Source organism: Bacillus sp. NPDC057893 (assembly GCF_042796455.1).
Taxonomy (GTDB): domain Bacteria; phylum Bacillota; class Bacilli; order Bacillales; family Bacillaceae_G; genus Bacillus_A.
In genome coordinates, this window is the sequence record NZ_JBHVNG010000004.1 from 91,618 (window position 1) to 106,861 (window position 15,244).

General features: G+C 34.1%; 16 protein-coding genes. 11 read left to right on the top strand and 5 right to left on the bottom strand.

Going from position 1 to position 15,244, the window contains the following annotated elements; all coding sequences use genetic code 11:
• Positions 1-65: 65 nt before the first annotated feature.
• Together ACFVQC_RS18910 and pdxR are read right to left on the bottom strand one after the other, a co-directional pair.
• Entirely contained in the window at positions 66-506 is a 441-nt protein-coding gene (locus tag ACFVQC_RS18910; protein WP_377898911.1) for a YaiI/YqxD family protein, read from the bottom strand.
• A 216-nt stretch (positions 507-722) separates the two neighbouring features.
• Positions 723-2,165 carry a MocR-like pyridoxine biosynthesis transcription factor PdxR gene (gene pdxR / locus ACFVQC_RS18915; protein ID WP_377898912.1) on the bottom strand — a complete coding sequence of 481 codons (1,443 nt, stop codon included), beginning with the start codon at positions 2,163-2,165 and terminating at the stop codon, positions 723-725.
• Positions 2,166-2,289: 124 nt separating this feature from the next.
• Between pdxR and ACFVQC_RS18920 the strand changes: the two genes are divergently transcribed.
• Positions 2,290-3,201, top strand: coding sequence for a DMT family transporter (locus ACFVQC_RS18920; RefSeq protein WP_377898913.1), 912 nt, complete (start codon positions 2,290-2,292; stop codon positions 3,199-3,201).
• A 33-nt stretch (positions 3,202-3,234) separates the two neighbouring features.
• On the opposite strand, the gene ACFVQC_RS18925 is transcribed toward ACFVQC_RS18920, so the two are convergent.
• Positions 3,235-3,687: an NUDIX hydrolase gene (locus tag ACFVQC_RS18925; RefSeq protein ID WP_377896132.1), complete on the bottom strand. Its 453-nt coding sequence runs from the start codon at positions 3,685-3,687 to the stop codon at positions 3,235-3,237.
• Between the two features lie 96 nt (positions 3,688-3,783).
• On the opposite strand from ACFVQC_RS18925, the gene ACFVQC_RS18930 reads away from it, so the two are divergent.
• The 5 genes from ACFVQC_RS18930 (at position 3,784) to ACFVQC_RS18950 (ending at position 7,981) form a co-directional block, all read left to right on the top strand.
• Positions 3,784-4,185: a DUF3980 domain-containing protein gene (locus tag ACFVQC_RS18930; RefSeq protein WP_377896133.1), complete on the top strand. Its 402-nt coding sequence runs from the start codon at positions 3,784-3,786 to the stop codon at positions 4,183-4,185.
• 16 nt (positions 4,186-4,201) lie between these two features.
• Positions 4,202-4,672, top strand: a complete 471-nt coding sequence (locus ACFVQC_RS18935; RefSeq protein WP_377898914.1) for a GNAT family N-acetyltransferase — start codon at positions 4,202-4,204, stop codon at positions 4,670-4,672.
• Positions 4,673-4,719: 47 nt separating this feature from the next.
• Positions 4,720-5,610: an AraC family transcriptional regulator gene (locus ACFVQC_RS18940; RefSeq protein ID WP_377898915.1), complete on the top strand. Its 891-nt coding sequence runs from the start codon at positions 4,720-4,722 to the stop codon at positions 5,608-5,610.
• Between the two features lie 23 nt (positions 5,611-5,633).
• Positions 5,634-6,557 carry a serine hydrolase domain-containing protein gene (locus ACFVQC_RS18945; protein ID WP_377896136.1) on the top strand — a complete coding sequence of 308 codons (924 nt, stop codon included), beginning with the start codon at positions 5,634-5,636 and terminating at the stop codon, positions 6,555-6,557.
• Between the two features lie 290 nt (positions 6,558-6,847).
• Positions 6,848-7,981, top strand: a complete 1,134-nt coding sequence (locus tag ACFVQC_RS18950) for a tripartite tricarboxylate transporter TctB family protein (protein ID WP_377896137.1) — start codon at positions 6,848-6,850, stop codon at positions 7,979-7,981.
• Positions 7,982-8,186: 205 nt separating this feature from the next.
• Here the strand turns inward: ACFVQC_RS18950 and ACFVQC_RS18955 are convergent, their stop codons facing one another.
• A complete protein-coding gene (locus tag ACFVQC_RS18955) occupies positions 8,187-8,942 on the bottom strand; it encodes a CPBP family intramembrane glutamic endopeptidase (RefSeq protein ID WP_340824525.1) in 756 nt (251 codons plus the stop codon).
• Positions 8,943-9,047: 105 nt separating this feature from the next.
• Complete coding sequence (locus ACFVQC_RS18960; protein ID WP_377898916.1) at positions 9,048-9,611, bottom strand: TetR/AcrR family transcriptional regulator; 564 nt, start codon at positions 9,609-9,611, stop codon at positions 9,048-9,050.
• A 149-nt stretch (positions 9,612-9,760) separates the two neighbouring features.
• Between ACFVQC_RS18960 and ACFVQC_RS18965 the strand changes: the two genes are divergently transcribed.
• From ACFVQC_RS18965 to ACFVQC_RS18985, 5 genes are all read left to right on the top strand, one after another.
• On the top strand, positions 9,761-10,519 hold the full coding sequence (locus tag ACFVQC_RS18965; RefSeq protein WP_377898917.1) for an SDR family oxidoreductase: 759 nt from the start codon (positions 9,761-9,763) through the stop codon (positions 10,517-10,519).
• A gap of 432 nt (positions 10,520-10,951) precedes the next feature.
• Entirely contained in the window at positions 10,952-12,037 is a 1,086-nt protein-coding gene (locus ACFVQC_RS18970) for an ABC transporter permease (RefSeq protein ID WP_377893409.1), read from the top strand.
• A gap of 8 nt (positions 12,038-12,045) precedes the next feature.
• A complete protein-coding gene (locus ACFVQC_RS18975; protein WP_377893479.1) occupies positions 12,046-13,308 on the top strand; it encodes an ABC transporter permease in 1,263 nt (420 codons plus the stop codon).
• Positions 13,308-13,979, top strand: a complete 672-nt coding sequence (locus ACFVQC_RS18980) for an ABC transporter ATP-binding protein (protein ID WP_377893411.1) — start codon at positions 13,308-13,310, stop codon at positions 13,977-13,979. Before ACFVQC_RS18975 ends, ACFVQC_RS18980 begins: the two co-directional genes overlap by 1 nt.
• A 223-nt stretch (positions 13,980-14,202) precedes the next feature.
• Positions 14,203-15,228 carry an SDR family oxidoreductase gene (locus ACFVQC_RS18985; protein WP_377893412.1) on the top strand — a complete coding sequence of 342 codons (1,026 nt, stop codon included), beginning with the start codon at positions 14,203-14,205 and terminating at the stop codon, positions 15,226-15,228.
• Positions 15,229-15,244: the final 16 nt, after the last annotated feature.

Sequence of the window (15,244 nt, forward strand, 5' to 3'; positions counted from 1 at the left end):
AATGTTCATTTGGATATTCTCTTCTTTTCTTTGCAAAGCTTTCCCTGCAAATAGAAGGTTCATTTCTAAAGAGAAATTACACTTTTAAAGAGCTCTCTAAATTTCTCTTTGTCTTCTGCTGTAAATGGTTTTGGTCCCTTTGTACGCTTGCCACTTTTTCGAATCATTGCACTTAAATAACGTGTTTGTAATAGTTGTTCAATGTTTTCATTCGTATACTTATAGCCTTTATGGTGTAGAACGATACAGCCTTTTGCTAAAGCGAGCGAAGCAAGACCGTAATCTTGCGTTACGATTAAATCTTCTTTTTTTGCTAACTGCATAATCCGGTAATCCGCAGCATCTGCTCCGGAATCAACATAAATTGTTTCCACCCCTGCTGGCTGCTTAGCATTAGAATAATGAGAAAAGCTAGTAACGAGCGTAACAGGGATTTCGGCATTCGTAGCTTCAAAAATAATCACATCTTTTACAGGACAAGCATCTGCATCAACGTAAATTTTCATTGTAATCACTCCTATAAATAGGTTCGTGTTGATAATAATGGTAGATTTAGGTTTTGTCAAATGAGAAAGCTCTATCCCGCATTAATGGGCAGTAAGAATCCCGCCTCAAAAATAAGTGATTACGAGGAAGTTAGGTGGGGGATCAACTCTCCATAAAAGTCCGATTGGTGAAGGCTAATAATCAGTGGGGATGGACAGAACCCCCGCTGATTAAAGTTATTTTTCACAAATCAAAATAGCCTCACGCAAACGAGCAATCCCTTCCTCAATTTGATCTATATTTACCTTCCCATAAGACAAACGTATATAACCATCTTTCGCACCGAAAATACTGCCTGGCATAAAGGCGATTTCTTGTTTTAAGCTTTGCATAATAAGTTGTTTTTCGTTTATTGGTTCTTTTAATTTCCCCCATATGTAAATACCACCAGTAGGGTTTGAAAAAGAGATTTTATCGTGAAGTTGCTCGTTTAGGGCGCGCACGATAATGTCTCTTTTTTCTGCTAGCCGCTGTCGCAATGGTACGATATGAGACTGAAATGGTACAGTTTCGAAAAATTGTTGCATAAGCCACTGGGGAAAAATACTCATTCCTAATTCCATTTGGTGCCGTGCGTCAGATAATCGCTCTACTACGGACTGCGGAGCGACAAGCCATCCGACTCGTAAACCTGGTGCAATCATTTTTGATAAGGAATGTACATAAATGACAGTTCCATTTTCATCAATCGATTTCAAAGTAGGGCAAGGTTGTTTATTTTCTAACGTAAGTAAACTAGATGGATCATCTTCAACAATCGCAATTCGTAAGTCTGCGCAAAGTGATAAAAGTTTTTTTCTTCGATTTGGATGAAGCATTGTTCCAGTTGGGTTTTGGAAATTTGGATTTAAAAAGATCATTTTAATACGATGCTTTCTATACAACTCTTGCACATCGTCTGGATTAATACCGTGTTCATCGACAGGTAATGGGAAAATACGAATACCTGCTGATTGGAATAGCGGTAAGGAATAGCAGTGCGATGGACTTTCGAAAGCGACTGCATCACCTGGATTTAATAAACATTGTACAATAAGGTGAAGTGCTTGCTGAGCGCCAGATGTAATCATAATCGACTGTTCGGTCGCTTCAATTTTTAAATAATCCTTCATATATTTTACTACCGCTTGTCTTAGTGGGAGATAGCCCTGCGGATGATCGTAACTTAAGGACTGTGTTAACGGTTGTTCTCGTAAAATCGTTTGTAGTTGATCGTGAGGATAGAGGTTACAACCGAGCTCTCCATTTGCGAAGTCAATCATGTTTTCATTTTGCTGTACTTGCGCTCGAATATGGCGAAGTAACGGTAAGTTTGGTAAAAAAGTACCGCCTTCTACGAAACCTCTCCAGTTCGGCGTTAATGTTGGAGAAACGCCCCACATATGTGTACTCACACGTGTACCTTTACCAGTCGTACTTTCTACAATCCCCATAGCACGTAGCTCATTATAAGCAGTCGTTACCGTACTACGGTTTACATTTAACTGCGTAGCTAATTTCCGTTCTGAAGGGAGGAAGCTACCTGGAGGCAGTTCTCCGTATGTAATACGTTTTTCAATAAAGTCAACAACTTGCTGATAAATTGGGATTTTACTGTCGTTATCTAGCTTCCATTCCATACAAACGCCTCCGCAAATTTTATATACATCAAGTATAACAAATTGGCTGGGTAAAAAAACAGCCAATTGGACGGTGTTATATCCAGCCAATTTTACTATGCTAAATAGGGAAGGGGAGATTCGGATGAAACGATGGCAAATGGAATGGCTCCTAGTATCAGTAGCTTTAGTATGGGGAGCAAATTATACAATTGGAAAGTATGGCGTGGCATTTATGTCATCCATTCAATTTAATAGTTTACGATTTTTAGTAGCATCACCGGTACTATTACTTATTACATTTTTAATGGAACGCTCACTTCGTATTGAAAGAAAAGATTGGTTACGATTATTAGCAGTCGGTATCGTTGGAACGACAATGTACCAAACGATGTTTATGCTATCTGTGAAATATACTTCAGCAACGAACGCTTCATTATTAATTGCGATGTCACCTATATTTACAGGGATATTAGCAGTATTACACAAACAAGAACGTTTTTCGATGAAAGTACAAATTGGTTCAATAGTAGCGTTTATTGGTGCAGCATTCGTTTTATTAACAGGGCATACAGGAGGAGCTACTTACGAGTATGCGTGGCTTGGAAATATAATTGGATTAGTCGCAGCAATTGCGTGGGGATGGTATCCAATTTTAGCGCAACCTCTCATTACAAAATACTCCGCAATGAGAGTTACATCATGGTCTACTTTAATTGGAATTGTACCTCTCGTTATATATTGTTTATTCAACGTAAATACATTAACGTGGCCAGTAGATATGCCGAGCTGGGGCTCACTAGCATATTCAATCGTCTTTGCGACAATCTTTGGACTTGCAATGTGGTATGTCGGTATTAGTAAAATAGGTTCAACGAAAGTAATGGTATATATGTATCTCGTACCACTGTTCGCAGTTATCTTTGCAGCGGTAACAATAGGAGAGCAAGTCAATATGATGCAACTGGTTGGCGGACTTATAATCTTTGTGGGTTTATATGTTGTAAAAAAAGGCGGAATCAAAAAGCCCGCTCTCAATTTGAAAAAAGTAAGCTAATCTTTAAAATGATCTCTTTCACATAGAAGGAGATCATTTTTGTTTTTGCAATAAAAGAGCTTGTTCAACAGCCCATTTTTGATGATCGTGAAGTAAATGTTCTATAGTAAGTAATGGAGACATCCACTTTAGAATATGATCTTCTTCAGAGGTTTCAGTTTGTTTATGTACCATGTTCGCAATGTAAAAGAACCCATCGTTTAAATAATATGTATCTTCCTTTTCCGCATAAAAATAGCGCGCTGCATTACCGATATACTGTTCGATTTCAATTGTCCATCCTAATTCCTCGAGTAATTCACGATGCAAACATTCTTCTTTTGTTTCATTACCTTCCATACCGCCACCTGGTAAAAAGTAACGTTCTCCATTTTGAATGATAGCTATGTTTGAAGTAGTTGGATCAAAAATAACCGCATAACAGCTCGGCCGTAATACATACTGAACAGTAGGTATTTTAGAACCAAATGTGAGTTTTGAAATCATAAAACACAACCTTTCTCTATAAAATACATAAAAGGAATATTAAGGTAAATGTAGAATTATATAAGTATAATCTTAATAGATTGGAGTGGTAACAACATGATAAATCGAAAATGTTCAAGGTGTAAAGAAATAACAGGTACGTTGCATGGTGGTAAAAAAATAAGTGAAGAATTTTTATGTGAGGATTGTTTGCAAAAAGGAATTGCGAGTGGGGAAATCGAATTATCACAAGTGGAAGAAAAACAAATTTCATATCTTTCTATAAAAATATTAAAAATAATGAGTGTTATTTATCTAGTAGTATCTATTATAACCACTTTTTCTGCTGGAGCACTTATACAGGATCCAGGGCTTGGTGGGATATCATTTTCAATAACAGGTGCAGTTGGTGTTATGATAATTGGATCGATATTCCAATCTGTTCTTGTATTTTGCGGAATATGGGTATTCATTCTTTTAGTAGAAACGGTCATTAAAATTTATGAAAAAATGAAGTGAGTGAGAGGGAGAATACATGCGAGTAAGAAACATTCAAGGGGAAGATTATGTAAAGATTCATTCTGTTTTAAATGATTGGTGGGGCGGAAGAGACATGGCTAGTATGTTGCCAAAATTGTTTTTCGTTCACTTTCAAGAAACGAGTTTTATGATTGAAGAAGAGGGAGAAATGTTAGGTTTCTTATGTGGATTTTTTTCACAAACGCATAAAGATAAAGCATACGTTCACTTTATTGGTGTAAATCCGAAGTTTAGAAGAAAAGGAATTGCATCAACGTTATATTCTTATTTCTTCGATGTCGCTCGTGCAAATAACCGTAAAGTTGTAAAAGCAATCACGTCACCAGTTAATAAAAAATCGATACAATTTCATCAAGAAATTGGCTTTGAAATTGAAGCTGGGGATGATGAAATAGAAGGTGTATCCGTACATACAAATTATGATGGGAACGGCGGGAGTAGAGTTTTATTTTTAAAACATGTGTAAAGTAGGCTAACGTGAAGTTAGCCTTTTTGTTGTGAGGAGGTATGAATATGGAGAGTTCTCAAAGTAGGAATGAGTATTTACGGCGTATTTATAAAGTGCAAGATTATATAGAATCAAATATAAATGATTCGCTTTCAATTGAAGAATTAGCTAATGTGGCAGGCTTTTCAAAGTTTCATTTTCATAGGATTTTTAAAGGGATGATGGATGAGCGGTTATCTCGGTATGTGAATCGTTTGAAATTAGAGAGGGCAACACATCTACTTACTTATCGCCTGGATATGACAATTACAGACATCGCTTACCATTATGGTTTCACAGATTCAGCAGTTTTCTCTCGGACATTTAAAAGTCATTACGGTGTAAGTCCGTCTCACTATAGAAATCACAATAGCAAGAATTGCAAAGACGTTAGCGAAGATTCTCAATACAATAAGTGTAAGAAGGTTCGAGGAGAGGTCGAAATTGTAACAGCGGACAAAGTAAACGTCGCATACATAAGACATGTAGGTACATATAAAGATTTAGCTATAGATTTTCCAAAAATGATAGGAAAGCTATTTCATTACGCAGCGGAGCAAAACTATCATGTATTTGAGGATACGAAGATATTAACAATTTATCATGATCATCATGAGTTTACTGAGGACTATCATTTAAGAACAAGTTTATGCATAACAATTCCAGATGGAGTAGAAGAAGGAAATAGCGTAATTGGACTAATGACAATACCATCAGGGAAATATGCAGTAGGGCACTTTGAAATATTCCAAGATGAATACAAAGGGGCATGGAACTTTTTATACGGTGAATGGCTCCCGAAGAGCGGATATAAACCGAGAGATTCATATCCTTTTGAAGTGTATAAAAATGACCCAAGGCAGCACCCGGAACATAAACATATAGTCGATATCTATGTACCTATCGAACCTTTTTAATCATATATTAAGGGGGAAGAACGATGAAAACGGCTGAACAGTTAGATTGTATGATAAAAGAAGAATACAAAAATATTAATGGTATGTTAGTAATGCAGAAAGATAGTGTTATTTTTGAAAAATATTATAATGGTTACGGTTCAGATGATGCATTTCATATAGCGTCTGTCACAAAAACGATAACCTCTGCGCTAATTGGGATATGCATAGATAAAGGGTATATAAAAAGCATTGATCAAAAAGTAATAGAATTTTTTCCAGAATATAATGTTAAGCCATCTGAAGTAACAGTACGACACCTTCTAACGATGACAGCTCCATATCCTTATGCAGATTGGCAGGAACCGTTAGAAGAACTATGTACACAACAGGACTGGGTGCAGTATACACTTAATAGAATTGGGAACGGCGGACAAATTGGAGCTTTTAAATATTCATCTGCAGGAGCACATTTACTATCAGCAATTATTACGAGTGTAACAGGGAAAAGTGCGCGTGAATTTGCGAATGAACAGCTATTTCAGCCACTCGGTATGAGAGAAATTCCAAACTACAATATGAAAGCATTTGGATTCGATGACTTATTCGGAAAAGATGTGAAGGGATGGGTTCATGATCCAAATGGTATTTCGACAGGCGGATGGGGACTTACGTTAACAGCTAGAGATATGGCTAAGTTTGGACAATTGTATTTGAATGAAGGTACGTATGATGGAAAACAAATTCTTTCAAAATCGTGGGTACAAGAATCAACAGCGATGAATTCAAATCAATATGGTTACTTATGGTGGTTACGAGAAGAAGATGGTGTCTATTCATACTGTGCAATGGGCGATGGTGGAAATGTGATTTGTTGTGTACCGGAGAAGGAACTGGTGGTGGCGATTGCATCTGAAATTGTACCGGAAGCGGGGGATAGATGGGAATTAATTAAGCGATGCCTATAGTTAACTTTAAAAATCCTCCTACACTGCAGGAGGATTTTTTCTTTTACTAAAGTTTATTTGAAAATTGAAATTTAAAAAATCCTTTTTTGTTTATTTTGTATATTTACTACTAATTATAGCCTGTTAGTTTAGTTGTTTATACAAATATAATTATATTTGTATAATAAAAACATTTCATGTATAAGTATAATGTGTTAATATCATAGCTGGAATGGAGAAAGCCATGTGCATTTTCCGCATGAATAAATAGGGTGTTTTGTTGTAAGAAGGGAAAAGGAAGGTATTTAGGTATGTATGGTGTTTTTATGTTTTTATTAGTGTTAGGAATGATAATCAGTGGGTTATTCATTGTTAGATTTCATAAGAGAATGGACTGGCAAAAAAGAATGAAAGCAATTGTAGCATGTCTCGGATGTTTTTCAGTTGCATTCATTTGCATTGTATTTGCTCCGAAAAAGGACACTTTTACGGTAAATGAATCGAAGGTAAGTGAGGAAACGACAAGTGAAGAGGATTCAAAAAAAGAAGAAGTAACTTCGTCGGATGAAGTAAAGGAAGATAAAGAGCCTATATATAAAGAGTATAGTACAGAAGAAATAAAATCTTTGTTTATTACTGGTATGAGTACTAAGGAATTTGATGATAAAAAAGAAGAGAGTAAAATAAAAGTACGAAATTATAATAACTATAATCCAGCTGGATTATACACATTTGATACTAAAGAGGGACAAATTGTAGCAGTAGTATTAAATGCAAAGGAAGTAATTAAAGTTGAAACATTAAATAATCAAGAATTATTAGGGAATTTCATTAAAGATGAAGAAAATAGGATGAACGAAGAAAAAAGAATTGCAAATGAAGAAGCGAATAAGCAATTAAAGGAATTATATGAAAGTAAAAAGAATAAAATGGAAGGTTCTGGAGACTCAGTCACAAATAAAATGCAACTAAATTCAGGATTAGTATTCTTTGATTTTAATAATACGGGTTCAAGAAACTTTATTGTACATCTAAAAGATAGTAGTGGTAATACGATAGAATTGCTAGTAAACACTATCGGAAATTATTCAGGAAAAGTATCTACTGCTATTCCGGTAAGTGGAGAATATTATTTAGAAGTAAAATCAAGTAGCAACTGGAATGCTACTGTAACACAAGAAACACCACCTGTATCTGAAAAGGTTCCAGGTACGATTAATGGTCATGGTGATGACGTAGTTTTCATCGATGTTCCAAGTGGAAACCACATTGTTAAATTAAAACATACAGGTTCAAGGAATTTTATTATTAAAGTGAACGATCAGAATTTGTTAGTAAATAAAATTGGTACGTATGAAGGGTCATCTTCTCAAGTTTTCAAGAATTCAGGGATGTATAGCTTTGCGGTAAAAGCAGATGGTGATTGGAGCATTACAATAGAGTAGTATAATTTATTTATATCTCTTTTAATAAAATGAAAAGTTAATATAAAAAGAAACCCTTTTGATTAATTTTTCAAAAGGGTTTCTTTTTTAGCTCTCGCTACATTAGGAATTAAAAATGAAAAATTAAAAGATGCGAAAGAGGGAACTTAGAAATTGTAGTGAAAAATAAAACATCCCCGTGATACCTTTTTTCTGTAATTGTTAACTATTCTTTAACTTTTCGAGGTATAAGGTACATCATGCCGAGCACAATTGCTAGCAAGATAAATTTAATAAATTCTATTAGGCTGGCATCCCACTTGTTTTGCAATCCATCTGTTAAATAAAATACATTAAACATACCATGTAAAATTGCGGGTGGTACTACAGAATGACCATACTCTCTCGTGTACGTCAAAATTATAGATAACATGAATAATAACGAGAAATAACTTAATATTCCTACAAACCAAAACTCATAATTTTTATAAAAGATTGCTACTGGTATATGCCATAAAGACCAGAGAAAAGCTGTAATAATAGCTGTGTGTATGAATGAATATTTTTTTCGTAAATAGTAATGAAAATTTCCGCGCCATATAATCTCTTCTAATAATGCAGATAAAGATCCGACTGTAAGACCAACGAGTAAGAGAAATCCTAATTCATTCCAATGATTATATAAGAACTTAATATCATAAATATAAAAATAAAAATGGAGACATAGTCCTAGAAGTAGTGGAAATAAAATGGAGAAGATTAGTGTTTTTATTTTTGGACGTGAAATTCCCAATGTATGAACTATTTTTTGTTTCTTATATAATTTTTGATACAAAATAACTGCTAAAAGCGGAACAACCATCGTAAATCCCAAATAATTACGACCATTTTCTATGTTCAGCAAGATGATATATACAATCGATGTGAGAAAATAAATACATAATGTTGAATGATAAACTATGTTTCTATTAATATTTTTCACCTACCTAAGTATATATAAGTTGTTAATCGAATATCCGATATTTTAATTATATATGAAATGAAAATAGACGGAATGAAAAATTTCATAAAACAATTTTGTTTTAAATTAACCGTCTACTCCCATATTTAAAAATTGAACAAGTTGATCATTTAAATAACTTGTATTATAAGAAAAATCATTTTGATACCACTCAATAATGATGCCAATAATCGCATTTGCTTGGTAGGAACAATAAAGTGAATGGTTCACTCCTTCTTTAAGCAAAGCCACATTATCTTGAAGTAACAAATGCTTTATTTCCTCAAAAAATAAATAATAGTACATTAAAGGAACCTTTTTGGAAAAAACAATTCTATAGAATGATTTATATTTTTCGATATGATGAAAAATTCGAATTGTAGAAGGATCTAATTTACTAGTTTTCAATACTGATACGTAGCGATAAGGTTCTTGATAAGAACGTGTCAAATCTGCTGTAATTTCTTTAAAATACTCCTCAAATAAATCTTCTACTTGTTTATAATGCAAGTAAAATGTACCACGATTTATTTTTGCCTTTCTGCAAATTTCCGAGATGGAGATGACTTCTAAAGTTTTTTCATTTAATAATTCTAACAATGCGTTATGTAACGCCTCTTTTGTTTTCACAATACGCATATCTGTACGCATTATTTTTTTCACCTCTTATTGAACACATTTCTTACGATGTGTTAATTATTGAACATTTATCGTTTTTTTGCTCATTGTAAGCGTTCTTTTATATTATTATAATTTTTATTGAACAACTGTGCAATAAAAGACAAAGGGGGCCGTTTCAGATGAGATTAAAAGGTAAAGTAGCAATTGTCACTGGTGCTGCGTCAGGCATGGGGAAAGCAATTGCAGAAGGTTATGCAAAAGAAGGAGCAAAAGTCGTTGTATCAGACTTAAACTTAGAAGGGGCTCAACATGTAGTACGAGGAATTAAAGCTACAGGTGCAGAGGCCATAGCTGTTCAAACAAACGTTACCTCCGATGAAGATGTCCAACGTCTTTTCGATGAAACAAAACAAGCTTATGGGAAATTAGATATTCTTGTTAATAATGCAGGTATCATGGATGGAATGGAGCCTGTTGGTGAAGTTTCAGACGAACGCTGGGAGAAGGTTTTCTCTGTGAATACAGTATCTGTAATGAAAACAATGCGTATTGCAGTGAATCTATTCTTGGAACAAGGACACGGTACGATCGTCAATAATATTTCTGCAGGTGGATTATATGGTGCACGTGCTGGTGCCGCTTACACAGCATCTAAACATGCGGTCGTTGGCCTAACAAAAAACACTGCCTTTATGTATGCGAACAACAACATCCGTTGTAACGGTATCGCTCCTGGAGCAGTCATAACAAACATTGCTTCTACAATGACAAATGTGAGCGAATTTGGTGCGAGCCGCCAAGCATTAGGTATGGCAATTAATCCACGTGCTGGACAACCAGAAGAAGTTGCACAACTGGCTATCTTCTTAGGTTCAGACGAAGCTAGTTTCGTAAACGGACAAGTGATTTCTGTAGACGGCGGCTGGACTTCATATTAATTTTAATTCAAGTATATAAAAGTAAATAAATTTTGAAAAAGCAATGCTCCTGTCAACTTGGCAGGAGCATTTTCCGTATAAATAAGCATTTTCATAGATTGGATGACTTTACGCTATAGAGTAATGAATAGACATAAGGAATAGAGGTTTGTTATTAATTGAATGTAAATTATGTTTTGGGAATGTAAAATTTTCCATACCTAATTTTATGGCGTGTTTTTCTAAGTATAATGAAAATACTAAATGTTTCCGTACATATGTAAACTCTAATTCAAACATCATTAGTTAATTTCCTTAATGTATCTCGATGAATTAGGTTCACTCAGTAATTGCATAGTAAAAAGAAAAGTCCATTCATGTCTAATAAAAACCATTAAAACGGTGGCAAATGGAGAAATATCTAATTCACTATTTTTTAAATGCGGAGGGAATATGAAGCTACTTTTAAAAGAAATAGCAGTGAACAGAAAAATATTCATTATGTTATTTATTGGATTTGTTTTAACAATTCTGCCCATGCTTATAGCGATGTCGATCCGAGATTATTACGATGAAAAATTTTATGAGTACAAAAATGGTTACTTTCATTATTACTATTCCATTCAGCTTACTAGTTTTGGGGAATTGGATTTCAAAGAAATTCAGGAGTTAACAGAAACTAGTTTTAAGAACGCAAGTGTTATTACAAATAATATGAATATCAGACTCCCAGACATAGGTCAAGTAACGGTGATTGGTCTTATAAATAAGAATTGGTCTCCTCCTTTAATAAAAGGTTCTCGTATGAAAGAGGGGGAAGAAAATAGTGTAATTGTGGGAAAGAGCATTTATAAAGAATCTGAAACAATAAAACTGTTTAGTAGAGAATATAGAGTTAAAGGCGTGAGCGGAGCGAATACTGGATATGCATATAATTACAATGTTTACGTCGGCTTAAATGACATGCCCGATGAGGTTAAACGGCGTATACAAAACGAAAACATATTTCAAATGATAGTCAGGTCTAACGAAGACCCTGAAAAAGAGATAGGTACATTCATTCAGTATGTTAAGCAAAATAACAAAAATTTAAATATTAAAGTTGTAAATGAAAAAAAGAATTATGAGAAAGAAAAAAACTCGAGTCAAGCCCTGACAGAGCAACTTGCTCTTCCGTATAGACTAATTTTTATAGCTTTAATTAACTGCATAATTGTGAGTTATTTTTGGATTTATACGAAGAAAAAGAGTATCTCTTTAAGGAAAGCTTTGGGAGCAAGCAATTTGAATCTTTTTGTATTGATATTTAGCCAATTATTCATATGTGCAATCTCTGCAGCGATCTGCGCGATATGTATTCAATGGATGTTAAGTACGCTGAGTAAAAGTATTATACATTCTATAGGTTTTCACATTAGTATAGACTTCTTTCATGTTGTGATGAGTGTATGTATTTCTCTTCTTATTTCTTTCATCACCTCGGTCATACCATTCATTCAAATTATTAACATTGAACCTGCTAAAGCCTTAAAGGAGTGAATCGTATGATGAGAATAAAAAGTACTCTTATGGCCCTAAAGAATAGGTTACTTATTTCTATACTTCTCTTAATACAATTTACGTTTGGATTAACAACAATAACTCTTTCTGTTAATTCTTTTTATAATTTTTATTATCTTGGAAGCAGTTACAATTCGATGCTAGATTTAGAGAGTACATACTTAATTACTTTTCATATGACTACTGATAGGTTGAAAGAAGATCGATTTAATAAACAACAAATTGAAGAGGTATATGATAAGATTCAACAAAATAAAGATGTAATTTCGTATGGTACATATGAGGAGAGGGTAATTGAATTAACTTCAAGCAATAAAGAACTCCAAAATAATATGGTTGATGATTTGACAAATAAAACATTTCACGATCAAAGCCCCACTATTCATTCAATCACAGTAGATGAGAATTACTATAAATTATTGAATTTACCTGTAAAGACTGGACAGGGGTTCTCTCATCCAGATTTTCAACAAAAAAGTGAAGGGAAGACTAACGTTCTGGTTGGTTCTTACTTTAAGAAATATTTTCAAATAGGGGATACAATCAATGATCAATATACGATTATAGGTTTTTTGCCAGAAAATAAATTCATTGTAAATAATAACGGGTCGAATGTTTACCGGAAGTTAGAAAAAGCGATGTTACTACCCATGCCGATTGATAGATATGAAAATTATGAATCAATGTTTTTAAGATTACATCAAAGTACGATTCTAACTTTACGAAAAGATGCAGATATAAAAAAACTACAAGAAACGATTCAACTTAAAGGAAACGACGTTACGTTATACGTAAAAAATTTAGGTGAAGAAATAAATGAAGATGTTACTAGTAGTAGACATTCTAAAATTATTGGATTTATAGTAGGAAGTCTAATTATTTTATTTATAATAGCGGGAATTGTGGTAACAACAATCGTGTCCATAATCATGAGGAAGCGGGAATTTGGTATTAAGATGGTCCTTGGAGAGAGTAAGTATGGGATGTTATTTCAAATTGTTTTAGAAAACATATGTATTGCGATAGCTGGCATGGTTATGTCCATAGTGTATTTTCTCTGGAGATATGAGGCTCATCTACAATTTTCAAAGGACTTAAATGCGGCATCTGTACTAGACTTAAATTTAAACCTACCTATATTATTTTTAGTATTCCTATTCTTACTTCTTATCATCATTGTTTCAAATTTCATTGTCTTCTTGTTTATTAGGAAGCTTGAACCTAAAACATTAATAGGAGGGATGGAATAATGAGTTTAATTGAGCTAAAAGATATTAAAAAGGTGTATAGCAACAAGAATCACAAAACGTTCGCGTTAAACGGTATAAACTTAACGATAAACAAGGGCGAAATTATAGCGGTTATGGGTCGATCCGGTTCAGGAAAAAGTACACTATTAAATGTTATAGGGTTAATTGATATGCCAAATGAGGGGGAATACTCCTTAAATGGTAAAACATTAAGTGAAATAAGAATGAATAAAGTTCATAAAACAAGAAATGAAATAATTGGGTTTATTTTTCAATACTTTGCGTTGTTAAAAGAACATACTGTACTTGATAATGTAGCACTACCGCTAACATATAGAAAGTTAAAGCAACGTGAAAGAGAAAATAAGGCGAAGTTCTATTTGGAAAAAGTAGGTTTAAAAGAACAAATGCATAAAACACCCGATGAACTATCAGGTGGTCAGCAACAGCGGGTAGCTATCGCAAGAGCGTTAGTAGGCGAACCAGAATTAATTTTGGCTGATGAACCGACTGGAAATTTAGATAGGAAAACGGGAGAAGAAATTATGAATCTTCTATTACAACTGAATGAAGAAGGTAGAACGATCATCATTGTAACGCATGATATTGAAGTAGCGAATAAGTGTAATAGAATTATTGAGTTAGTTGATGGACAGATTGTGCGGAGTTAAAAAATTAATGCAAAGTATGAGAGTTAACAATTCAGCTAAGATTCATATAAAAAACAATTACTTTTTATTTAAGAAACCATGACGATTAACTTTTTAAAATGGTTTCTTTTTAGTATATGGATTTGAAAGTGTAGTGGGAAAATAAATCATTCACCCGTAACTTTTCACAATAAAAAATCGTTAAACTAAAGAAAAGATTTTTAATGATGAATGGAGGAAAAACATGAAGATTCTAATACTAGGTGGTACACGATTTTTAGGAAGAGCTTTCGTAGAAGAGGCTTTAAAGAGAGGACATGAAGTTACATTATTCAATCGCGGAACTAATAAAGAAATTTTTCCTGAAGTAGAGCAGTTAGTTGGAGATAGAAATGGCGATGTATCAAGTTTAGAAAATCGAAAATGGGATGTTGTAGTGGATACGTGTGGATTTTCTCCGCATCACATTAAGAAAATAGGGGAAGCGATAAAAGATAATATTGAACACTATACATTTATCTCAAGCATTTCCGTATATAAAGATTGGATTCCGCATCACATAAAAGAAGACTATATATTACAACCCGAACCGACGAGTGATCAGATAGAGGCTGTAGAGAATGGTGAAATATCTCCTTATGAGCATTATGGTGCGCTTAAAGTGCTATGTGAAAAAGAAGCAGAGAAGTATTGGCCAGGGCGTGTTTTACATGTAAGAGCAGGGCTTCTTTCGGGAGTGTTTGATTATACAGATCGGCTTCCATACTGGATTCAGCGCGTAGCAAAGGGCGGAAAAGTGTTAGTGCCAGGAAGGAAAGACCGCCCAGTACAGTTCGTTGATATAATAGATGTGGCAAGCTTTGGACTAAAAATGGCAGAAAATAATAAAGTAGGTACATTTAATGTAACGGGTCCGAAAGATGAATTGACGATGGAAGAGTTATTAAATACGTGTAAAGAAGTTACGAATAGCGATGCTGAATTCATTTGGGTAGATGAATCATTTATGAAGGAACATAAAGTGCAGCCTTGGACAGAGATGCCTTTATGGCTTCCCGAAACTTTTGCATTAGAAGGTGAAACAGATCCGTGGAAAGGTGGATTCTCTATTAATATAGAGAGCGCAGTTAAAGAGGGTCTTATTTTTAGAAGATTAGAAGATACTGTTACAGACGTGCATGACTGGATGAAGAGTATGGACGAATGGGAATTAAAAGCAGGTATTTCAGTTGAAAGGGAGAAAGAATTGTTAGAAAAGTGGAATGGATAGTTTTTATAGATAATAG